Genomic DNA, 22,376 nt, shown 5'->3' with positions numbered 1-22,376 from the left:
TTGCAATCTAGATAAAATATCTCGACCAGATGCGATCGCTAAGAAAATTGCTGAATATTACTCTCCAGCCGTTACAGAACTACTGCTTCAGCCTCCATTAGCAAAGAGAGAACAAGGAGCGAGGGATAAAACTAATTGCTCCTGACTCCTGTCTGCTGTCTTTTATGGCGATATCTTAGCGGGTTTCAAGTTTCTGGCTTTGTAGAACATTTCTAAGCTATTGCGATCGCCTACAAAACGCCAGTGCCACGGCTCATAACTCACACCTTGAGCATTATCTTTGGGAAATGACATTTCAAAGCCAAAACGCGCTGCATTAGCTTGCAGCCACCGATAAGCTTTGGTATTGTCAAAGTTAGTTTGAAGATTAGTTGCTGGTACTGCTCCGTCTCCAACATCCACAGCATAACCTGTATGATGTTCGCTATGACCAGGAGGAGCGCTGAGGGCGGCTCGTTCTGCTGGCGTTTGATTTCGCTGGGCACCGACAGCAAAAAACAACTGCTCTTGGTCTTTGACTGAGCGAAAGGCAGAAATTGGTAATAATATTACACCTGAACTCCGGGCTGCTGCTACCATCTCCTCAAACTTTTGGGCAGCAGCTTTTCGCATTCTAATGCCCCTATTTGCGGAGATGGTTACTAGTTCTGACTCAGGGGCTTCTGGGTATGGAAAATGCCCTAATACAGTATCGCTGGAATTATTAGATGCTGTCGGATTTGGAGTTGTAGGAGCAGAAGTAGCTGGTAAAGGTTGAGAATCGACGGTTTTTTTGGGTGCAGTGACGAAAAACAAAAAACCGCTAATTAAAGCCAGCAGAACAAATGCCATTACTCCCCCAATCAGCAAAATTCGGGTTGGCAACCAAATTTTAGGTGTTGCATCAGGGGTATCGCGTACAGCCACTGGAATATCATCACCAAAATCGTTCGATGAGTTTTGCGGTTTTCCAGAAAACCCTGCCTTATTCAAGGGTAAACTCCTGTTTTTGTGGAATAGCCATAACAGATTTTGCACTGGACAAAAGTAAACGTAACAGGTAGCATTTTACATCTGTGGTTCTTGGGCACAATCTTGACAAACCTTTTAGAACTATACGTCAAGCTGGGAGGATTAGTCCTGGTAGGTTTTATTCTGGGACGCAAACTACCTGTGACAGTTCCTACACGTTTAGGACTGTTTCTTTTTTGGGTGGGAGTACCCATAAGCATAGTATCGTTTTTGCGTCAATCTAGTTTATCAGGGCAAATTTGGATTGCACCTGCGATCGCTTACCTAGCCATTTTACTAGGAGCATTTTTAGCTTGGTTAGCCATTAAAGGACAAGCCTATTTTAGAAAGACTGTTCCCCAACCGCCAACTCAGGCTAGCTTGATATTAGCCGCAATGTTGGGTAATACTGGTTATCTTGGTTTTCCCATTACCTTAGCAATGGTAGGCAAGGAATACTTTGCTTGGGCGCTATTTTACGATTTGTTAGGTTCATTCCCAGGAACTTACGGCTTGGGTGTGTTGCTAGCAGCGCGTTTTGGCGTTGGTGTCCAAAATCATTGGCAGACTGCTAAGGCCATCTTAATTAATCCTGCCTTATGGAGTTTCGGATTTGGCTTGCTGGTTCGAGAAGCGACAATTCCCACAGTAGTAGAATTCTGCTTGGAGAAATTTGCTTGGTGTAGTGTAGCTTTATCTCTGGTGTTAATCGGAATGCGACTAGGGCTGCTTAAATCTTGGGGTAGCCTACCACAAGCAGGAATGAGCTTGGGAATCAAAATGTTGCTAGTTCCCTTGATATTAGGCAGTATTTTACCAGTGTTTGGAATAACTGGTTCTACAGCAAAGGTAATCGTTTTACAAATGGCTATGCCTCCAGCTTTCGGCACACTGGTAATTGCTGAGACATTCAATCTCGATCGCGATCTGGCAGTTACAGCCTTAGCTGCTGGGGCTATAGTATTGCTGGTTACTCTCCCTGTTTGGTTGTGGCTGTTTTGATTATAGATTTATGGATTGTGACACATCTCAGTTAAACTTCTACTGGATGTTGCCCATAATATGGCAAAGCCTCTGACCAATTAGGGAATTTGCCCTCTTGCCAATCGAGATTAGCTAGTTCCAAAATACTTGTCACCGTCGCTGCTAACCCAGATTGAGCTTGAATCAACTGATAATTAGTGTTCCAATTCGCTAAAGTTTCCTGCCATACTTCTGGTGTCAACACTCTATCTGATAAACACACTTTTAGTTTAGAAGTATCTGGCTCAAACTGATAAATAGCAGCAAAAATTTGATTTCGTTGGGCTGGCATTTCCACCGCAAAAGTTTTTAAATTTTGACTTTTGCCAGCTTCTGCCCAAGCTACGGCAGCCAAAGTTGAAATCGCAAATACAGGAATATCTAACTGTTGCCCTAAAGTCCGAGCAGTAACAACACCAATTCGAGTTCCCGTAAAGCCGCCGGGGCCTTTTGCAACTGCGATAAAGGACAAATCTGCCCAAGTTTGCGGTTTGATAAATTCAATTAAATATTGATGCACCAAGCTAGATAAATCACGCCCCAAATTCCAAGTTTGAGAGCGAGTTTCACCATCAAAATTACTAATTACCAAACCTAATTCTGGTGTGGTAGTATGTAGTGCCAAAGCGTATTTATTTATTGCAATGTCTTTTAGTTTCGTTGTCAAAATTATTTAAAATATCTATTTTTATAGAGTTAACGCGATTTATTTAAGCATATAACATAGCGGTTCTTAATTGAAAAACTACTGAGTAATAATCAGTCAAACAGTCTTGTTACAAGGTTTGTGAGAGCCAATGCTGTTGACTTTCTAATAGCGATTGCGGCTAGGATGGGGGATTTGGATTACCGCCTTGCTGTCTCAATAGATAGTCCAAAACTCGGTCAATTCGCTCCAAGGCAGCACCCGTAGTCAGTTGAAACTCCTGAAACTGAGATTTTTGTTCATCAAAGTTACGATCAAGCTTTAGCATAAGTGCTTCTAATCGCTCAGTTCGTGCCTTTGTTTCCTCTATTTCACTGCCTGCCTTTGTAAATAGACGTTGTGTGTGAGTGATAAAACTATCAACCTTATCAGAAACTTGGTCAACCTTTTCCCCTATCTGGTCAACACGTGCCCCTAATTGATCAAGGTGAGATTGGGTGCGGTCTTGTTTTATGGTCAACTCATCAAGGTGAGATTGGGTGCGGTCTTGTTTTATAGTCAACTCATCAAGCCGTCTGTTCGCTGATTCTGCGTAGCTAGCAGTAGAAACTAGCAATCGCTTAACAGTTTCGAGTTCATCTTCTACATGGTCTAATCGCTGTGCGTTGGTCATGCTGTTTTTGCTTGGCTGGCTTCTTTATCTTCTGCGATCGCTGATAGACAAAATCTCATTACAGCAGAAATCATGTATTTTGACCATATCGGTTGTAGGGGCGCAAGGCCTTGCGCCCCTACCGCGTGGTCTGTTTACCTGAAAATAGCTGTAAGATACACCAATCATTTCTATCAAGTGGGCACTAATTCACCAGGACGCAATTTTGACCACTTACCTGTTTCCCGCTTAAAGCTCAGACAACCAACAACATCCCATTCCATTTCAATTACATCATCTTTAGTCCGAATGTTGACATTGATAGAAGGTTCATTCGGATCAAAATCTGGTGTTTCAGTCAAGTGAGGCTGTTGGTGCTGCCCTTCTACGGCATGATAGGTAACACAGCTGTCTACATAGTGGCAATTCACGCAAATACACATAATAGAACCAACTCCAGGGGCCTTTATTGTTAATCTAACGTAAGCCCAACTGTTATTCATGAGTTGCTGGGTTGATTTTTATTACAATGCTTGAATCAATTCCTTCTACCCTAGCTCCCGAAAATTGGCCTTTTAGTTTGGAATTCCTACCACAACCCGCTTACATGGTAGGTGGCGCTGTCCGAGATGCGCTCCTGGGCAGAACTCGCGAATATCTGGATCTAGATTTTGTTATACCATCTAAAGCGGTAAAGGTAGCGAGAGCGATCGCTCATCATTACAAAGCTGGTTTTGTGTTACTTGATGCAAAACGACAAATTGCTCGTGTGGTTTTTCCCCACGCCACGGCTGATTTTGCCCAACAGGAAGGAGATAGTTTAGAAGTTGATTTGCACAGACGAGACTTTACAGTAAATGCGATCGCTTATAATCCCCATACGCAAGAAATTATCGATCCTCTGCAAGGTTATGTAGACTTACAACAGGGCATTTTGCGAATGGTATCACCCGCGAACCTAGAAGATGATCCTTTGCGGTTAATGCGAGGTTATCGCCAAGCTGCTCAACTAGGTTTTACTGTTGAGCCAGCTACCCAAGCCGCAATTCGTGCTTTGGCATCGCATATCAGCAAAGTTGCAGCCGAAAGAGTTAGGGTAGAAATTGGCTATCTATTGGCAAATTCTCAGGGTACTCCTTGGATCACAACGGCTTGGGAAGATGGTTTACTTGCCCCTTTCTTCAAAAATGCCACCCGTGAAAGCTTGTTAAAACTAGCAGCAGTTGACACCGCCGCCGCCTTACTTACAGAAAATTGGCAACAACTAGGGGCACAACTGCAAGAATATGTCCGCGATAGTATTAAAACTACTTGGCTAGGTATTGCCAAACTTGCTTGTCTTGTCAACCCAGATCCAGTATTAGCAGAAAAAGAGCTACAGGAACTAACTTATAGTCGTGCCGAAATCCGAGGTGTAACTACTGCTCTGAAACTGTTACCGCAATTTCAAGTAGTGGATATGTCCTTACGAGAACAATACTTTTTGTTTCATAACGCAGATATTGTGTTCCTCGCTACGGCAGTGCTAGCTGTAGCAATTAATAATTTGGTAGAGGCAATATCTAGTGACAAGCCACTACACACAGCAGTGGAAACTAAATCTTTGAGCTACCAAGTCTTAGCACCTTTGATCGACCGCTACCTCAACCCTGATGATGCGATCGCTCATCCCACTCCATTAGTAAGCGGGAAGGAGTTGATCGTAGCATTAGATATTCCAGCTTCGCCAATTATCGGTCAACTGCTGACTGAAATTGGTGTAGCACAAGCTGAGGGGAAACTTTCAACCCCAACAGAGGCGATCGCTTATGCACGTCAGTTACTTGATGGTTAAATATACTTAATTAATTTATGGTAATGTAACAAAGGCGATGCCTACGCAATTTTAGCACTCCTGGCTAAGGCTAGTAAATCTGCAACTTCAAGTACTTTAAGTATTCCCCTATTTACCATAAAATACCAATCTTTTATAGTCAATTCTGGCAATTACATACATCACTTATGCTAATATTTGCTTGATGTTATGACTGCTTTGCTATGTTATTTCCTGAAATTTAGTGCCGATGGACAACCGAATGAATATACACTAACCTATTTATTTTTATGCCTTAGTTGGTCGTCTGAAGATACTCTCGTACATTTACTTAAACACTTACTAGAAAAAAAGATTTTCAGGTTTTCTTAATGGATAAAGTTTTTATGCCTAGCTTTTCTTGGACAGGACTAACTGCTTATGAATGGACAGCCTTTAATTTTGGTTGTAGAACAGAGTTTACATGATTTAGAGCTACTTAATTCTCATCTAGGAATATTAAATTTTTCATGTATTTGTACTAAACAAGGGGTGAGGGCTGTGATGTTGGCACAAACTCATCAACCAGATTTAATCCTGCTAGATATGAAGCTATCTAATTTGAGTGCGAACCAAGTCATTGACGATCTCAAACATGACTCAAAAACTGCTAGCATTCCAATCATTGCAGTCACACCTTTAAAAAGGGTACAAGACGATCGCTCCACGATGCTCACAGCATTTGATGATTGCATTACTAAACCCTATGATTTTAATCAATTAGAAGTGGTAATCAGTCGCCACATCAGTCAGCTAAATTCCTAACATTTATCTTGGGAATAGATTCGGGATTACGAACTTCAGGTAATTCCTTGAGAATCACAACAATCCCAGTACGCCCTGTTGTTAAATTGGTGTTTGTCATCAAGTAAAGGATAGGTTGACCAATAATTTCCTCAATCAAATTTTTTAAATCTGGTTTAATTATTTTCTCTAAATATAATCGTACTTGTTCAGCTAAAGTATCATAACCTCCTTTCAGTAAAGTTTCTTCAGCTTTGGTAACAGAGCTTTCTAGAGAAATTACGATTTCGGTATCAAAAAAATGACAAATGATTTGGCTAGGAGACTTTCCTAGTCGATCGTTATATAAATTTATGATGCGCTGTGATATTTCTGTTTCTAATTGTCCAATAGTCGGTTGTACCATTAGTATCTACTATGTAATATTTATCTTTCTAATCGGGGAATTTAAGTATCCAACATTATAGTAGATGATTATGGAAGAGTCTGAAAAAATCAATCACTATTTTATATGAAGTTAGTGTATCAATGTGATGTATTTAGTATGCATTTATTTAAGAATATTTCCAAATTAAACGAAGTAAAATTTGTTAACTAACGATTTGTGCAGTGTTCGGCTAATAACTGGATTTAATCGTCATTTGCTCATGAATAATTAGCTTATTTTGTGCCAAATAAGCTTAGGCGTAGCCCGTCGTCCATTTCCCAACCCAGGAATAATATAGCCATGTTCATCCAAATGGTCATCAATGACAGCCTCATACAGTGTTACATCAGAATGTAATGTACATTACAAAACTCTCTATACCTTGCTGTGCAGTGAATAAGCAGAGAAACTTAGGTTCTAATAAAGAGTATGTTAGCCACTGAGACAATTTTTGAAAAACCAATACAATATATTCGGCATTAATTCTTATAAGGCTATATCTTCCATTCTGGCGACACATTGTGTACGGACGAAGCAACTGTGATTGCAATACTTTTCGGTTAAGGGGGAAAGGGAAAGGGTTTGAATTTAGCTTTACCCCAAGCCCAGTAACCTTTCCCCAGACCAAAAGAGAGATTGTTGGCGTTTATCCGAAAAGTATTGTCTGTGATTCTGCAATGCCCAAGCCCTTGGCAATTCCTGGTAAATACCAAACTGGCTCAACTGTGGCTTTGGTGATAACCAAATTACCGCCTGGTTTCATAATCTTGCTATCTACCTGCAAATAACCTTTGTCTACTGCATCTTGCAGTTCTGGCATATTGATGTGAGCTTGAGTAATAAATAGTGCCAAAGGGATTTGTTAGCTACCTGTAGTCAGTTTTTATTTTTATGACTCCAAATATCTAGTATGGTATTAGTCGTATTGTTGAACACAATAAATCTCACAGGAATTTCATAATTAGCGATTAATCACGGCTAATTTAAAGATGACTTTAAAAATGATTTAATCGAGAAAATTTGTGAGAAAGTTAATACAAAGGTATATTCACTGATGTCAAATTCATGGATTCTTTATTTATCAATTCATTACTTGAAGAGTTGAAAAACCCGGATGCCACAGTGCGCGACAAGGCAACCAGAAAAATCTGGCGGATCTGGTTTCAGCAAAAGGGAATCTATGGGCTGGAAATAATTGACCGCAGTCAAAAGTTACTGGATGCAGGTGAAATTGCTGAAGCTGAAACATCGCTGACGGCATTAATTAAAGACCAGCCAGATTTTGCCGAAGCTTGGAATCGTCGAGCTTTCCTCTATTACAGTATTGGCGATTATCAAAAATCTCTGGCAGATTGTCAGATGGTTATACAGATAAATCCAATACATTTTGGGGCGCTTCATGGTATGGGCTTATGTTATGCAGCACTAGGAGAGTATGGTCAAGCTATCCGAGCTTTTCAACGTGCTTTAGAAATTCAGCCCTATTCTTTAGTCAATCAAAAGTTGATTCTAGAATGTACATTTAGATTCAGCTACAACGGCAGATAAGAGAAAGCATCATACTGTTTTATGAATCCGTTATCATCCTCATCAACAACAATTCATCGCCTTAGTCGTCATAATTTTATTCAATACACTTCTATCTGAATTAATAGCAGCGTCATTGCTGCTTGTACTAACAGCAACTAACCGTCAACTAACAATTCTCAGTTGAATAAAGTTAACTTTAGTACAAACTAGATAGCGCAAGCGGAACACGATGGATTTTACTAAGCGATGTCTACGACGGTCTGCGCCTATGTCACTGGTCAAAGACTACGGTTTAAGATGTAACTATCAAAACGAGTGGTCTCTGGGTTCTCAGTGGTACTCAATTGTTGATGGGGGTACGGTAGATTCCTTTATGAGTTATGGTATGGATGTCGTGAATGCCATAGCCACAGTTACAGCAATTTTCAAGAAAGACCCCTGGTGTCTTATTGCACATCCCAACTCAGCAATTAAAATTCTTGCCGATATTATCTTTTACTCTGCTCAATAAATCTACTTATCTCACTTACTGAAACTATAGGAAAGGCAATACTAAACTTACACTCGACATATTGCCCTTCTATCAACTGATAAAACTTTAAATATTGCCCGTCGTATCTCCAAAGTTCAGTTACACCCAACGCTGAATAAATCCCCAATTTGTTAACTGAACTGCTGGTAATGTCAATCTCAATTGCTAAGTCAGGTGGCGGATCATTTTCTAAATCTAAAGTTTGCTTACCTCTAATAGCTAGCTCATTCTCGATATAGTAGCAAGTATCAGGTTCTATTCCCCGATTTGATATTTTCCGCTTCAATGTTGTAGAACCAGCGCTTCTAATTTCAATTCCTAATTCTTCAGCTAAAACTAGAATAAAACGGTCAAATTGAATTTTGGGGTTTTCATGTTCAAAAAGTGAAGTCATGATTTCTAAAACACCGCAGTCATAAGCAAACTGAGAACCTCTATCTTCACCTGTATCTCTCAGCAAGGCTTCAAAGGTTTCCCAGCTAATGTTATGTAGCACTGTTCTTTGTTCACCAACCGTTGACTTGACAAGCATATCTTAGAAAAATAAGCCAGTAATTATATTTATCAATTAGGTAAACTTTAACCTATCTTCCCCTGCACCCAAGCGCGGAAGGATTGTACCAAATCAATTTCATCCATAGTTTTACTTTGCTGGATAAATCTATTCATATCACTAACAGAAATTAAAGGGAAAGCGATACTCGAATTAATTTCAATATATTCACTTGCTACTAGCTGATAAAATTTTAAAACTTCACCGTCATATCTCCATAATTCTCCTACACCTAAAGCCGCATAAATATTAAATTTATTAACAGAAGTGCTAGTAATATCAATTTCAACTGCTAAATCCGGTGCTGGATCTGTTCTTAAATCTAATTCTTGTTTACCTCTAATTAATGGCTCATTTTGAATATAATAGCAAGTATCGGGTTCTATTCCCTTTGTTATTGGTTTACGTTTTAATGTTGTAGAACCAGCACTTCTAATTTTAGTTTTTAATTCCACTGCTAAAGCGAATATCAATCGGTCAAACTGAATTTTGGGGTTTTCGTGTTCAAAAAGTGGAGTCATAATTTCTAAAATGCCGCAGTCGTAAACAAACCGAGAACCTCTATGCTCACCTGTATCTCTCAGCAAGGCTTCAAAGGTTTCCCAGCTAACGTTGTGTAAGACTGTTCTTTGTTCCGCAAGGGTTGACTTGACAAGCATATTACAATACTTTTTCTGTCAGAATATTAGATAAAATTCCGATAATTTTACCTATGTCATTAATATAATACTCGCTCAAGTCAATTTCAATCACTTGCCCAATAAGTTTCAAAAACTTCCAGTTAGTTCCAGTGGTGACAGTTCCATAAATTGCCTGAATGTTATTACCCACACGTTCATTAAACAATTTAGCTGCTAACATCTCTGCTACACACTGACCTAATCCCGCATTGATATTTTATTTTTTAGCTTCTACAATTGTGACAACTGGTGCGTTCAAAATTAGTAACTCTGCTGAACGGCTAATAATAAAATCGCAATTTCCATTTAACCCTTGTGCTGAATCAACAGTAAAATCGATACCAGAAAATAAACTTATTTGATTATTTAAATATTTCCTTACAGCAATTAAAATAGGTGCAATAATCATCTCTGAGCGGGATTTTTCAGTATTACTAGCAAGAGCTAAAGGTACATTTTCCCGCAATACTTCTGCAAGTAATGGTGGACACTCTACTTCATGTACAGATGCAAATATATCAGTTTTATCAGAAATAGTTAGGCCAAAGGTTTTTCTAACTCTGTCTAAAGTAAAGTCACTGTATAGCACTTTAGTTTCTCTTGTAAATAATCCAGATAATTAAATTGTGCCAACTATTAGCAAGATATGTTGCTGATATTTGGCACAATCACTATCTAAATATTTTGTAACTTTAAGCAAGGAAACCTGCAAAAAAGTCGAGAGTTTCTTTCAGTGCTTTGATGAAAATATCAATTTCCTCGCGGGTGTTGTAGAAAGATAGACTTGCTCGTGCGGTTGCAGCAAGACCTAAATAACGGTGTAATGGTTGTGTGCAGTGGTGTCCAGAACGGATAGCAACGCCTTCTTGATCTAATAATGTAGATAAGTCGTTGGCGTGAACTTCCCCGGCGGTGAATGACACAAGAGCAGCTCTACCTTCACCTTTTGCATTTGGTTTGGGGCCGTAAATTCTAATTTGGGGAATTTGCTCTAATTGTTGGAACAAATAAGCGGTTAATTCTGCTTCATAGGCGTGAATTTTATCCATGCCGATACTGCTAAGATAATCTATCGCAGCACCAAGTGCGATCGCTTCTCCAATTGCAGGTGTACCTGCTTCAAATTTATGCGGTAACTCTGCGTATGTAGAATGGTCTAAATACACCTCTGCTATCATCTCACCACCGCCAAAAAATGGTGGCATTGATTCTAGTAATTCCAACTTGCCATACAGAAATCCTATCCCAGTTGGCGCACACATTTTATGGCCCGAAGCTACCAACCAGTCACAATCTATCTGCTGCACATCGACAGGATAGTGAGGAACACTTTGGCAAGCATCAACTAAAAATTTAGCACCGTAGCTGTGAGCGATCGCACCAATTTCTGCCACTGGGTTAATGCAACCCAAAGTATTAGAAATATGCACCACCGACACCAACTTGGTTTTGTCGGAGATCAGCTTTTTATACTGTGACAAATCAAAAGTCTCTTCAGGTGTCAGTTCCACGAATTTCAGTACTGCACCCGTTTTTTGTGCTACCAATTGCCAAGGCACAATATTACTGTGGTGTTCCATCACCGACAGAATAATCTCATCCCCAGGCTGCAAATTATTCATTCCCCAACTGTAAGCTACTAGGTTAATCGCTTCACTTGCGTTGCGGGTGTAGACGATTTCCTGACGGGATGCAGCATTAATGAATTTGGCAACTTTATCTCGCGCACCTTCATAAGCATCAGTAGCTTTAGCACTCAGGGAATGGGCACCTCGATGCACGTTAGCATTATAGTGTTCGTAATAATCCCGCAGGGTATTTAACACCAACAAAGGCTTTTGCGATGTTGCAGCATTATCTAGATAGACCAAGGGTTTTCCGTTAACTTCCTGATGCAATATCGGGAAGTCAGGGCGAACTTTATCAGCAAGGGTTTTGGTAGAGGTGAAAGTCATTGGTAGATTAGTTATTACTCATTAGTCAGGGACTTGAGATTATTCACTGTGTTTAAAAGGATTTCTCGCAGAGAGGGAATCGGTATTTGGTTGATAACTTCAGCAGCGAAGGCGTTAATTAATAACTTTCGAGCATCGTTTTCATCAATTCCCCGACTTTGCAGATAGAATATTTCATCATCTTCCAATTGGCTAACGGTAGCACCGTGGGCGCATTTTACATTATCCGCCGTAATTTCCAATTGGGGTTTGGTATCAACTCTGGCTTTAGACGATAGCAGCAAATTGCGATTCAACTGGGATGCATTTGTTAACTGCGCTAGTTTGGGTACAAAAACTTTACCATTGAACACCGCATGAGCGCGATCGCCTACAATACATTTATGCAATTGGTCACTTGTACCGTGGGGATAGTTGAGTGCGATCGCACTGTGAGTATCAGACAACTGCTTACCAGAGATTATTGTCAAACCATTGAGAGTAGTTTGTGTCTGCTCACCAGTTTGCAAAATCTCCAAATTGTGCCGTGACAACTTCGCACCTAAAGTGATGGCATGACAAGTATATCGACTATCACGAGCTTGTGCGATCGCAGTTTTCCCAATATGAAAAGCCTCTGCACCTTCTCGCTCAACCCTAGTGTGCCTCACTTCCGCGTTGTCACCAACCCAAACTTCCGTAACCGCGTTAGTTAAGTAAACTTCTTCCTTCGCGTTCTCTGCGCCTTCGCGGTTCGTATACTCTTCAACCAACGTCACCTGCGAACCACTTTCCGCCACCACTAAACAACGCGGCTGCGAAATCGCCGCCGTCTCACCCGCAACCGAAATAAACACCAGATGAATTGGCGTTTCGACTACCACATTCTTCTTTACCCACACCACAGCTGCATCAGTTATCCCAGCTGTATTGAGAGCAGTAAAAACTTCTTGCGCTCCCTCAGCTTGAGCTAAATACTGCCGTACAGCTTGCTGCTCAACCACAGACAAACCAACCAAATTACTCACTACAATTCCAGATGGTAAATCTGAAACTGCTGAGAACTCCGGCGCAAAAACGCCATTAACAAATACCAAACGACTATTAGCCGCCTCTGGCAAAATATCAAATTCTAGAGACGCAAAATTTCCCACCTCTACATTAAATTGCACCTTTCGTAGAGACGACAAATCAGTAAATCGCCATTCTTCCTCGCGGGTAGTCGGGAGAATCGAGTGACGTACCCAATTAGCAGCACTTTGGCGTAATTCCTGCAACCAACCTTCTGTTTTAGTCGCTGTTACTTGATTTAACAACCCAGTCAGATAATCATCTCTATCTAACATCGATGTCAAACTGACTGCATTTGAATTAGGTATTGGACTAGGAGATACTTGAATATTCATTACACACCCACCTCAGCAGCTGCAAATTCTTCCAGCACCCAGTCATAACCGCGAGACTCTAATTCCAGCGCCAATTCCTTACCACCACTGGTAATAATTCGCCCCTGTGCCATCACATGCACAAAATCAGGCACAATATAATCGAGTAACCGTTGGTAGTGAGTAATCAAAATTGTCGAATTGTCTGAACTTGCCAGTTGATTTACCCCATTCGCCACAATTCTGAGCGCGTCAATATCCAAACCCGAATCTGTCTCATCCAAAATTCCTAACTTTGGCTCCAGCAACGCCATTTGCAGAATTTCATTCCGCTTTTTCTCGCCACCAGAAAACCCTTCATTCAAACTCCGACTGAGAAAACTGGCATTCATCTTCACCACATCCAGCTTTTCCTCAATCAAATCGTCAAAATCAAAAGCGTCTATTTCCTCTAAACCTTGCGCCTTGCGACGGGAATTGTACGCCACCCGCAAGAAATCCAAATTGCTCACACCGGGAATTTCTAACGGATACTGAAACGCCAAAAATACACCACTTCTGGCGCGTTCCTCAGGCTCCAACTCCAGCAGATTTTGCCCTTGGAAAATCACCTCACCGCCAGTCACCTCATACGCCGGATGTCCAGCCAACACCTTAGAAAAGGTACTCTTACCAGAACCATTCGGCCCCATAATCGCATGAATTTCACCCGATCGCACCTCCAGATTCACACCTTTCAAAATCGGTGTCCCATCAACATTAGCCGTCAGATTCCGTACTGACAGCACAACTTCACTATTTTCAATAATCATCTTCTCTCCCTTTTCTCTCTGCGCTCTTGGCGTCTTGGCGGTTCGTTACTCTTCCAAAAGATAAACACAGAACGCCGATGTCCCTGTGTTTATCCTTGCTTCCATTTATCCAACACTGCCTTCCAACTTCAAACTCAACAACTTATCAGCTTCCACAGCAAACTCCATCGGTAGCTGATTGAAAACATCCTTACAGAAGCCGCTAATCATCATCGAAATAGCATCTTCTGAAGAAATACCCCGTTGAGCAAAGTAAAATAACTGATCTTCCCCAATTTTAGAAGTAGAAGCTTCATGCTCCACCTTCGCACCGTTATTTTGCACCTGAATATAAGGGAAAGTGTTGGCATGGGCATTATCCCCAATCAGCATTGAGTCACACTGAGAATAATTTCTCGCCCCTTTCGCCGTTGGATTGACTTTCACCAAACCCCGGTAACTATTACTAGAATTACCTGCGGAGATTCCTTTAGAAATAATTGTACTGCGGGTATTCTTACCTACATGAATCATCTTACTACCCGTATCTGCTTGCTGCTGATGATTTGTCAGCGCCACCGAGTAAAACTCACCCACAGAGTTATCACCCACCAACACACAGCTAGGATATTTCCAAGTAATTGCCGAACCTGTTTCTACTTGAGTCCAGGAAATCTTGGAATTTACGCCCTGACACAAACCGCGCTTGGTGACAAAGTTGTAAATACCGCCTTTACCATTGGCATCTCCAGCGTACCAATTTTGCACGGTGGAGTATTTAATTTCGGCGTTGTCGAGGGCGACGAGTTCCACAACTGCGGCGTGCAGCTGGTTGCTATCATACATCGGTGCGGTGCAACCTTCGAGGTAAGAAACATAACTACCTTCTTCAGCGACAATCAAAGTCCGCTCAAATTGTCCCGTATCACCAGAGTTGATGCGGAAGTAGGTAGACAGTTCCATTGGGCATTTCACGCCTTTAGGAATGTATACAAAAGAACCATCGCTAAATACGGCGGCGTTCAAGGCGGCAAAATAATTGTCAGCTATAGGAACAACGCTACCCAAATATTTTTTAATCAGTTCTGGGTGTTCTTGCAACGCTTCGGAAAACGAACAGAAAATAACGCCATCTTCCGCTAATTTTTCTTTAAATGTAGTGGCGACAGAAACGCTATCGAAAATTGCATCAACAGCGACATTTGCCAACCGCTTCTGTTCAGATAGAGAAATGCCTAATTTCTCAAAGGTTTCTAAAAGGGTTGGATCAACTTCATCCAAGCTGTTTAGTTTTTCTTTCTTGCGTTTTGGCGCTGAGTAATAAATGATATCCTGATAATTAATTGGCGGATACTTGACATTCGGCCAAGTTGGTTCCGTCATTTTTTGCCACTGGCGATAAGCTCTGAGGCGGAAGTCCAGCATGAACTGCGGCTCGTTCTTCTTAGATGAGATCAAGCGAACAACGTCCTCGTCTAGTCCACGCGGAATAGTGTCGGCTTCAATATCTGTAATAAAGCCGTACTTGTAGGGTTGGTTGACTAAGGTTTTGACAGTGGCACTCATCAGTAATAATCTCTCGTGTTCTGAACTCTTTTAGGATGGGAGACGGGCTGCGGCTAACCGATTTCCATCTCCCGTTACGGAATGGTTACACGCCTGCTAGAATAGTGGTGGAGAGTAAAACAACAGCTATGTTGTTTAATCTATCTTCATTTTACGCTAAATTAACAACAACAATGTTGTCTAAGTCAAACAATTTTGGATTTTAGATTTGCAATTTTAGATTTAAAAAGATCACAAAGGTGCTTGGCTCAAGGATTTTAGATTGACGATAGCGTAGCGGGGCATATACCAGAAAACTTTTTAAATCCAAAATCCAAAATCCAAAATCGGCACAGTCAAATTTTCCAAGAAATTAATTTTTGGGGCGTTCGCTGAACGTCTCGCACCACATGAAGATGGCGACTACCCACCAGTCCTCAACCAAGCAAGATATCCTAGAATATCTGCACAAACACGAAAAAGCAACGGCTTTGGAGCTAGCTGAAGTTTTAGACGTTACCCCCCAAGCTATTCGTCGCCATCTCAAAGATTTGGAGACGGAGGAGCTAGTTTTGTATTCTACATCAGTGCAGGCGGCGGGGATGGGGCGTCCGCAGCATCTTTATCAACTGAGTCGTCAGGGACGCGATCGCTTGCATCGAACAATGAGCGATCGCTTTGGTGATGGACACGGAAATTTTGCGGTTTCGCTGCTAGACACCTTAGCCGAAACGGTAGGACACGACCAATTTAAATCGATTTTAGAGAAACAGTGGCAGCGCAAAGCTAAAGAATACCGCAATCGCGTCGGTAACGGTTCACTGCGAGAACGTGTAGCCAACTTAGTAGAGTTGAGAAAAGCGGAAGGCTTCATGGCAGAGTATCACGCTGTTGATGTAAATGACTGCTTTGAGAGCGATCGCTTTATCTTAATGGAGCATAACTGTGCAATTTCTAACGTTGCCGAGTCTTTCCCCAGCATTTGTGGTCACGAATTAGAAATGTTTGCAGCCGTCTTACCTGATTGTACCGTAGAACGCACCCACTGGATTATTGATGGCGAACACCGTTGTGGCTATTTAGTACAAATTCGTCAGTAAAGTTCTCATAAACAAACTCGGTTTACATCTAGTCGTGGTAATGGATAATAGCTGAATAGCAACTAAGTTTGAGATAGCATTTATGGATGTACTACCACAGCAACCATCAACACAATTTTTAACCCTGGAAGAGTCAGCAAAAGTAGACGCGGCGTTGTTGTCTTCCCCAGAAAAATTTTTAACAAGATTGACAATTTCATCACTGAAGCTTTTGAAGCATATTGCCCAAGAGTACGGTATTGCTATTGAAGATTTGACAACACAGCAAGTAATTGCCTGGTTTGAAAAAGATGGCAAAATTCGTCGTGAGCAGGGAATTGAAGGTTCATATCTCAAATGGTGAACCGTGGAAGGTGGGTTTTTCTAGGTCATAGTAGTTATTTCTAGTTAGTTGTAATTTTGTTGGTAATAATAATACTCTAATTTTAAATAATAAATAAAAAGCACCTTTTTGAAGGTGCTTTTATTTGAAAATAAATAACATTTTCTTTGTCAAACAATTATTTAAGCATTGTAATTGTTAGTACGAGGACTACGAGCGCCAGTTACAGCTCCAATCATTGAGGCTATTAAACCCAATAAAGAACCAAACACAAACCACCACAATCCCGAACGTATATTAGCTGCCGTATCACGAGCTTGTTGGGCACTTATATTTGCTTGTGGTACATTAACACCACCTTGCTGTTGTACCTGGTTTATGACTTCTCCTGCGTTAGAAGCAGCAACACCAAAAGCACCAGATACTCCACTTGCTAAAAGCCATGAGCTAACTGCCAAAGTCGTTGCCCAAAGAATTGCGCCGTTAAGAAGAGCTGTATTGCGGTTCATCGGCCCACAAGCACGGGCTGTAACCCAACCACCAGTAAATAGGGAAATTAGTAAAGCGATAGTTGACCAAAGCCCCGCATTACCCGCAGCGTTAGGAGCAATTGTTCTAGGTGCACCTGAACCTGCAACTGTGCCTGCCGCAACCGCCGCAATGATAGAACTCAAAATTAATTGTGTAGCTAAAGAAACCAACAAACCAGCAATAATTGGCCCCCAGCGAACACGGTCGTGATATTCAGCTACTCGACCTGCTACCACAGTATCAGTAGATATAACGTCATCACCTGTCCGATTTACGTATGACATCGCTTATGTTCTCCAGTGCTGTTTCAGCAAAGTTCCTGCTCGGGTATATTCATCTTTATGCTTCAAATTAAATAACTAAATGTTCTGTTTTAATCTCTATCGATAGAAAGATTTAATAGGTCTATCTTTAGCCAGAAAAAAACTTTATTTAACAATTTTTAATATAGTTTAGTGTTTATTTATGTATTTTTCCTAAAATTTCCATTTAAAAACTCTTAACTTAAAATATAACTATTAGTTAGCTATCAGAAACCAGCTTTAAAGATGTATGCCATTAGACTTAATCTAACTAAAGCTTTGTAATGATTGTCAAAAGTTAAAATCATCAAAAATTAACGCGTCCTTACAGCAGTGCCTGTGGCAGTAATCAGCAAAAGAACTCCTGACTGGTCAAGATTGATTGTGCCAGTATCAATTTCAATCCCAATTACAGCATTTGCTCCTAAACGTTGTGCGCGTTGTTCTAATTCTTCTAGTGCCTTGCGTTGACCCTGCTCAAATAGACGCTCATAGCTAGCAGTGCGTCCACCGATAATATCTCGAATCCCAGCCAAAAAGTCCCGCAAGAAATTGCTGCCGTAGACGACTTCTGCTGTCACAATGCCTAAATATGACTCAATCACGGCTCCTTGAATTACATCAGTGGTAGTTATAATCATAAATTAACCTCCTAATATGGGATATGTCTTAATATTGATCATCCAAAGTATTTCTCAAAGCAATTGAGAAATTGTAACTATTATTACAGAATACAGGCTTGATAAACATCCTCTCAAACAATTTTAGATTACACTTTGCTTTTGAGTCTTGTTTTAAGCACAAACCAGAATTTAAAGGAACATTTTACAGATTAGATTTATCTAACCCTTTTAATGGCCAAAAAAGGATGTGAATATCTCGATGATAACTTCTCAAAGGGTAGTATCAAAGACTAAAAATGTGAGATGAAATTAGATACAGAGTTAGCAAATTATGAAATTAAATAAAAATAACAATAGATATCAAAGCCTGTAAGCTTAGTGCATCAGAATCTAGGATTAAGTTAGATGCCTGTGATTTTTTCAGGTAACACGTATAACTACTGATTAAAAAAGGTGTTATTTTTCTATGTATTAGTTTATATATAGAGTACTTTCACCTGTTATCCGATCGCTTACACTTCATCCTTCAGTAAAAACTCTGTTATGTAGTGCTAAATGTAAAAGAAAGGAGAATAAACTATTAACATCTTAATGAATACGAAGAAATACAGTTTTCAAAAGTCCATATTTTTGTTTTAATGTACAAGAAAAAGTCCTCTAAAATTTCAGGAAATTTACTGTGTACAAGCCAACATCATTCGTGTTTAGTGTGGTGTTACTAGGATGTTTTACTTTCACCATACCTTTAGTAGCTCAGGCTCAGGTATTAGTGGCGCAAGCCAAAAACCCAGAGTTAAAGCAATTACTGGAGGAAGGACGAAGATTAGTGAATGGCGGGGATTATGGTGGTGCGATCGCTGTTTATCAGCAAGCAGCTAGTATAGACCCCAAGAATGCTAAAATACATTCAGGTATTGGGTATTTATACGCTCAACAGGGAAATTACCAGGCAGCATTAGCAGCTTATCGTCGGGCGATCGGTATCAACCCTAACAATAGTGATTTTTACTACGCTGTGGGTTACATCAAAGCCAATTTGGGCGACACACGTGGGGCAAAGGAAGGTTATCGTCGTGCGATACAGCTGAACCGTAACAACGTCAACGCCTATTTAGGATTGGCTGTGACCCAATCTCGTATGGGAGACTATAATGCCGCTACCTGGGCATACCAACAAGCAATCGACTTGGATAAAAACAACGCCCAGACTTATGAGTTGATGGGTTCAATGTATAAACAGCGACGACAAGCCAAACAAGCAAACAGCTTGCTTCAGAAAGCCCGTGACTTGTACAAACGGCGCAATGACTCAGATGGCGTAGAAAGGGTAGAAGCCATGCTGCGGCAGTTAGGAGGATGAGGTTAATCTAACTGGCGTCCCGTTAATTCCACAAAAATATCTTCCAGATTAGAGGGACGCACCATCATTCCGGTTTTATCGGGCTGTTCATTCAAGTAGATATTTGCTGCTTCCAAGGATGGAAAAAACAGATATTCCCAATTACGAGCGCCATCACTTCCCACATTAGACACACCTAATTGTTTCATCACCAAACCTTCACCGTGAGCAGAACGCAGCTGTTGTAAAGTTCCCAAAGAAATCAGTTTACCACTATCCATAATACCGATGCGTCCTGGCTTGGTAGAACCAAAGGCATCGCACAAAAATTCGACCTCATCCATATAATGGGTCGTCAGTAGCATCGTCATCCCTTGTTTATTTAAATCTCGAATAATTTCCCAGAGGCGTCGCCTGGTCTGGGGGTCTAGTCCTACGGTTGGTTCATCTAAAAACAAAATTTGCGGTTGATGCAATAAAGCTCTCGCAATTTGCAAGCGTCGTTTCATACCCCCAGACAGGGTTTTTACCAAATCATCACGTTTTTCTGCTAGCTCAACATATTCTAGCCATTGATTTATCAATTTTTGTCGCTGCGGATTGCTAATGTGATGTAGTCTCCCGTGCAGTTCCATATTTTCCCAGACGGTTAAATCGTTATCCACACTGACCTGTTGCAAGACTACACCAATACTCTGTTTTGCCAACGTTGCTTGGCGCATCACATCATATCCACCTACTTCTATGCGTCCTTCGGATGGTTTCGTGAGTGTAGTCAGCATCCGAATTGTGGTTGATTTACCCGCACCGTTCGGGCCAAGTAGAGCAAATATCTCCCCCGCTTCAATTTGGAATGAAAGGTCATTGACTACAGGTACATTGTTGTAAAACTTGTAGACGTTTTCTAGAAAGACAGCAGCAGTCACGTCGCTTCGCTCCGAATTAAAAATTAAAAATTAACCAGCTCATAAATAAATTTAGTTGCTTTGTATCCTTTTCTGTTAGGTCATGGATAAATTTGCTCACACCAGTTCATAATCAAGACTACCATTCTGATTACATCAAACTAAATATATTTTATTAACCCTTAGATAACTCAATCTTTACTTGTTGACAGAACAACGTGTGGTAAACACTTATCCTGTAATACTTTAGTTTAAGGTTGCTGTTATTTAGTATGGAATCTCATCACCCATTGAAGCTAAATCGGCGTCAGTTTTTGCTACATTCAGCTATCACAGATGGTGGAATTATTTCCACAAATTTTGTCGCTAAATCACCAGTTTTTGGCGAAGCACCTGCAATTATCACCTCTGATAGAATGCGTCCTGGCATACCTTATGGTGTAGCTAACGGAGATATATCTAACGATAGCATCGTGATTTGGAGTCGGAGCGATCGCCCTGCCAAAATGATCGTAGAATATTCTACCAGCGAATCTTTTCGCAACGTGCAGCGAGTTGTCGGGCCTAATGCTTTAAAAAATAGCGACTTTACAGCACGACTTTATCTGAAGAATCTGCCACCAGACCAAAAATTATTTTATCGGGTGATTTTCCAAGATTTAGATTATCAACGCACCTACAGCGCTCCTTTTTATGGTACTTTCCGAACTCCCCCCAAATCTGGACGAGATATATTCTTTGTTTGGGGTGGCGACACCGCCGGTCAAGGATGGGGGATTAATCCTGATTTCGGTGGGATGAAAATTTACGAAACTATGCGCCAACTTCATCCCGATTTTTTCATCCATTCTGGCGATAATATTTATGCTGATGGCCCGATTCAATCAGAAGTAACTTTAGACGACGGCACAATTTGGAAAAACATCACCACACCAGAAAAATCAAAAGTAGCAGAAACTCTCACAGAATATCGTGGTAACTATATCTACAATTTGCTTGATAAAAATATCAAGCGTTTCAATGCTGAAGTTCCCATATTGGCACAGTGGGACGACCATGAAACAAGAAACAATTGGTATCCTGGGCAAATTATCCTCAACGATGACCGTTATACAATTAAGGATGTTAACTTGCTAGCTCAAAGGGCAAGACAAGCATTTTTAGAATATCTGCCTATTGGATATGAAAGCAATAATCCAGATAAAGCGAAAATTTATCGCTCTTTCAACTATGGCCCATTATTAGACATTTTCATGCTGGATGAGCGCACCTACCGGGGGCCAAATTCCTCTAATAATCAGCCAGTACCAAGTAAAGAAACAGACTTTTTGAGCAGAAAACAAGTGCAATGGTTGAAAAGGCAATTGCTGTCATCAAAAGCAACATGGAAAGTGATTGCTAGTGATATGCCTTTGGGACTGCTAGTTCGAGATGGTAGCACTGATTTTGAAGCTTGGGCTAATGGAGATGGCCCAGCTTTAGGAAGAGAATTAGAACTTGCCGATTTACTACGATTTATCAAAAATAAAAATATCCAGAATGTTGTTTGGTTAACTGCTGATGTACATTATGCAGCAGCCCATTATTACGACCCCGCTAAAGCAAAGTTTACTGACTTTAAGCCTTTTTGGGAGTTTGTTGCCGGACCGCTTAACTCTGGTACATTTGGGCCAAACGAATTAGAAAATACCTTTGGACCACAATTGATATTTCAAAGCCTCCCTCCAGGTACAAAAGCAAATCGACCGCCTAGTGAAGGCTTGCAATTCTTTGGAGGAGTTAAAATTGATGGAAATACAAAGGTGATGACGGTAACGTTGCGTAACTTGGCTGGGAAGGCTGTTTACAGTGTAGATTTACCGCCAGAAAAATAAATCGCCAAAATCACAGTGAGAGGTAGCCAGTTAGATAGAGTAATTACGCAATTTTTTACTTTGTCTGCTGGCTTTGCTGTTTTTTGGGTGGGATGT

General features: G+C 40.8%; 23 protein-coding genes and 2 pseudogenes. 9 read left to right on the top strand and 16 right to left on the bottom strand.

Going from position 1 to position 22,376, the window contains the following annotated elements:
• Nucleotides 1-162: 162 nt before the first annotated feature.
• Nucleotides 163-972 carry a M15 family metallopeptidase gene (locus tag HWQ43_RS30395; protein ID WP_292740565.1) on the bottom strand — a complete coding sequence of 270 codons (810 nt, stop codon included), beginning with the start codon at nucleotides 970-972 and terminating at the stop codon, nucleotides 163-165.
• 102 nt (nucleotides 973-1,074) lie between these two features.
• Between HWQ43_RS30395 and HWQ43_RS30390 the strand changes: the two genes are divergently transcribed.
• Nucleotides 1,075-1,992, top strand: a complete 918-nt coding sequence (locus tag HWQ43_RS30390; protein WP_292740587.1) for an AEC family transporter — start codon at nucleotides 1,075-1,077, stop codon at nucleotides 1,990-1,992.
• A 31-nt stretch (nucleotides 1,993-2,023) separates the two neighbouring features.
• Here the strand turns inward: HWQ43_RS30390 and tsaB are convergent, their stop codons facing one another.
• The 3 genes from tsaB to HWQ43_RS30375 form a co-directional block, all read right to left on the bottom strand.
• A complete protein-coding gene (gene tsaB / locus HWQ43_RS30385; RefSeq protein WP_292740564.1) occupies nucleotides 2,024-2,680 on the bottom strand; it encodes a tRNA (adenosine(37)-N6)-threonylcarbamoyltransferase complex dimerization subunit type 1 TsaB in 657 nt (218 codons plus the stop codon).
• A gap of 160 nt (nucleotides 2,681-2,840) precedes the next feature.
• A complete protein-coding gene (locus HWQ43_RS30380; RefSeq protein WP_292740562.1) occupies nucleotides 2,841-3,332 on the bottom strand; it encodes a 6-aminohexanoate hydrolase in 492 nt (163 codons plus the stop codon).
• A gap of 173 nt (nucleotides 3,333-3,505) precedes the next feature.
• Nucleotides 3,506-3,754 (bottom strand): Ycf34 family protein, encoded by a 249-nt coding sequence (locus tag HWQ43_RS30375; protein ID WP_251960287.1) that lies wholly within the window; start codon nucleotides 3,752-3,754, stop codon nucleotides 3,506-3,508.
• Nucleotides 3,755-3,840: 86 nt separating this feature from the next.
• On the opposite strand from HWQ43_RS30375, the gene HWQ43_RS30370 reads away from it, so the two are divergent.
• Nucleotides 3,841-5,145: a CCA tRNA nucleotidyltransferase gene (locus HWQ43_RS30370; RefSeq protein WP_292740560.1), complete on the top strand. Its 1,305-nt coding sequence runs from the start codon at nucleotides 3,841-3,843 to the stop codon at nucleotides 5,143-5,145.
• Nucleotides 5,146-5,544: 399 nt separating this feature from the next.
• Entirely contained in the window at nucleotides 5,545-5,928 is a 384-nt protein-coding gene (locus HWQ43_RS30365; RefSeq protein WP_292740559.1) for a response regulator, read from the top strand.
• On the opposite strand, the gene HWQ43_RS30360 is transcribed toward HWQ43_RS30365, so the two are convergent.
• Together HWQ43_RS30360 and HWQ43_RS30355 are read right to left on the bottom strand one after the other, a co-directional pair.
• Nucleotides 5,909-6,313 carry a DUF2294 domain-containing protein gene (locus tag HWQ43_RS30360; protein ID WP_292740557.1) on the bottom strand — a complete coding sequence of 135 codons (405 nt, stop codon included), beginning with the start codon at nucleotides 6,311-6,313 and terminating at the stop codon, nucleotides 5,909-5,911. The two genes, HWQ43_RS30365 and HWQ43_RS30360, sit on opposite strands and share 20 nt — an antisense overlap.
• Before the next feature lie 691 nt (nucleotides 6,314-7,004).
• Nucleotides 7,005-7,181, bottom strand: a pseudogene (locus HWQ43_RS30355) (hypothetical protein); the annotation flags it as partial.
• A 218-nt stretch (nucleotides 7,182-7,399) separates the two neighbouring features.
• On the opposite strand from HWQ43_RS30355, the gene HWQ43_RS30350 reads away from it, so the two are divergent.
• Nucleotides 7,400-7,882, top strand: a complete 483-nt coding sequence (locus tag HWQ43_RS30350; RefSeq protein ID WP_292740555.1) for a tetratricopeptide repeat protein — start codon at nucleotides 7,400-7,402, stop codon at nucleotides 7,880-7,882.
• A 250-nt stretch (nucleotides 7,883-8,132) separates the two neighbouring features.
• Complete coding sequence (locus HWQ43_RS30345) at nucleotides 8,133-8,375, top strand: hypothetical protein (protein WP_292740553.1); 243 nt, start codon at nucleotides 8,133-8,135, stop codon at nucleotides 8,373-8,375.
• Here the strand turns inward: HWQ43_RS30345 and HWQ43_RS30340 are convergent.
• The 7 genes and pseudogenes from HWQ43_RS30340 to sufB form a co-directional block, all read right to left on the bottom strand.
• A complete protein-coding gene (locus HWQ43_RS30340) occupies nucleotides 8,353-8,928 on the bottom strand; it encodes a Uma2 family endonuclease (RefSeq protein WP_292740551.1) in 576 nt (191 codons plus the stop codon). The genes HWQ43_RS30345 and HWQ43_RS30340 overlap by 23 nt on opposite strands.
• A gap of 47 nt (nucleotides 8,929-8,975) precedes the next feature.
• The gene (locus HWQ43_RS30335; protein WP_292740549.1) at nucleotides 8,976-9,608 is read right to left on the bottom strand and encodes a Uma2 family endonuclease; all 633 of its coding nucleotides are present in this window, start codon (nucleotides 9,606-9,608) and stop codon (nucleotides 8,976-8,978) included.
• Between the two features lies 1 nt (nucleotide 9,609).
• Nucleotides 9,610-10,218: pseudogene (locus tag HWQ43_RS30330) on the bottom strand (hypothetical protein).
• A gap of 103 nt (nucleotides 10,219-10,321) precedes the next feature.
• The gene (locus tag HWQ43_RS30325) at nucleotides 10,322-11,584 is read right to left on the bottom strand and encodes a cysteine desulfurase (protein ID WP_292740547.1); all 1,263 of its coding nucleotides are present in this window, start codon (nucleotides 11,582-11,584) and stop codon (nucleotides 10,322-10,324) included.
• Nucleotides 11,585-11,598: 14 nt separating this feature from the next.
• The gene (gene sufD / locus HWQ43_RS30320) at nucleotides 11,599-12,969 is read right to left on the bottom strand and encodes a Fe-S cluster assembly protein SufD (protein WP_292740545.1); all 1,371 of its coding nucleotides are present in this window, start codon (nucleotides 12,967-12,969) and stop codon (nucleotides 11,599-11,601) included.
• Nucleotides 12,969-13,760, bottom strand: a complete 792-nt coding sequence (gene sufC / locus HWQ43_RS30315; RefSeq protein WP_292740543.1) for a Fe-S cluster assembly ATPase SufC — start codon at nucleotides 13,758-13,760, stop codon at nucleotides 12,969-12,971. The genes sufD and sufC overlap by 1 nt, the downstream gene beginning before the upstream one ends.
• Before the next feature lie 105 nt (nucleotides 13,761-13,865).
• A complete protein-coding gene (gene sufB / locus HWQ43_RS30310) occupies nucleotides 13,866-15,305 on the bottom strand; it encodes a Fe-S cluster assembly protein SufB (protein WP_099103157.1) in 1,440 nt (479 codons plus the stop codon).
• Nucleotides 15,306-15,700: 395 nt separating this feature from the next.
• Here sufB and sufR point away from each other — a divergent pair, with 395 nt between their 5' ends.
• Both sufR and HWQ43_RS30300 read left to right on the top strand, forming a co-directional pair.
• A complete protein-coding gene (gene sufR, locus HWQ43_RS30305; protein WP_292740541.1) occupies nucleotides 15,701-16,384 on the top strand; it encodes an iron-sulfur cluster biosynthesis transcriptional regulator SufR in 684 nt (227 codons plus the stop codon).
• Nucleotides 16,385-16,466: 82 nt separating this feature from the next.
• Nucleotides 16,467-16,727, top strand: a complete 261-nt coding sequence (locus HWQ43_RS30300) for a hypothetical protein (protein ID WP_292740540.1) — start codon at nucleotides 16,467-16,469, stop codon at nucleotides 16,725-16,727.
• Between the two features lie 161 nt (nucleotides 16,728-16,888).
• On the opposite strand, the gene HWQ43_RS30295 is transcribed toward HWQ43_RS30300, so the two are convergent.
• Nucleotides 16,889-17,521: a hypothetical protein gene (locus HWQ43_RS30295; RefSeq protein ID WP_292740538.1), complete on the bottom strand. Its 633-nt coding sequence runs from the start codon at nucleotides 17,519-17,521 to the stop codon at nucleotides 16,889-16,891.
• Nucleotides 17,522-17,853: 332 nt separating this feature from the next.
• Complete coding sequence (locus HWQ43_RS30290; protein ID WP_292740536.1) at nucleotides 17,854-18,180, bottom strand: YbjQ family protein; 327 nt, start codon at nucleotides 18,178-18,180, stop codon at nucleotides 17,854-17,856.
• Nucleotides 18,181-18,841: 661 nt separating this feature from the next.
• Between HWQ43_RS30290 and HWQ43_RS30285 the strand changes: the two genes are divergently transcribed.
• A complete protein-coding gene (locus HWQ43_RS30285; RefSeq protein ID WP_292740534.1) occupies nucleotides 18,842-19,522 on the top strand; it encodes a tetratricopeptide repeat protein in 681 nt (226 codons plus the stop codon).
• Between the two features lie 2 nt (nucleotides 19,523-19,524).
• On the opposite strand, the gene HWQ43_RS30280 is transcribed toward HWQ43_RS30285, so the two are convergent.
• Nucleotides 19,525-20,427, bottom strand: coding sequence for an ABC transporter ATP-binding protein (locus HWQ43_RS30280; protein ID WP_292740532.1), 903 nt, complete (start codon nucleotides 20,425-20,427; stop codon nucleotides 19,525-19,527).
• Nucleotides 20,428-20,678: 251 nt separating this feature from the next.
• Here HWQ43_RS30280 and HWQ43_RS30275 point away from each other — a divergent pair, with 251 nt between their 5' ends.
• The gene (locus HWQ43_RS30275) at nucleotides 20,679-22,280 is read left to right on the top strand and encodes an alkaline phosphatase D family protein (RefSeq protein ID WP_292740530.1); all 1,602 of its coding nucleotides are present in this window, start codon (nucleotides 20,679-20,681) and stop codon (nucleotides 22,278-22,280) included.
• Nucleotides 22,281-22,376 lie beyond the last annotated feature (96 nt).

Source organism: Nostoc sp. JL31 (assembly GCF_017114965.1).
Lineage (GTDB): Bacteria > Cyanobacteriota > Cyanobacteriia > Cyanobacteriales > Nostocaceae > Nostoc > Nostoc punctiforme_A.
This window is presented reverse-complemented; position numbering and strand designations above follow the sequence as displayed.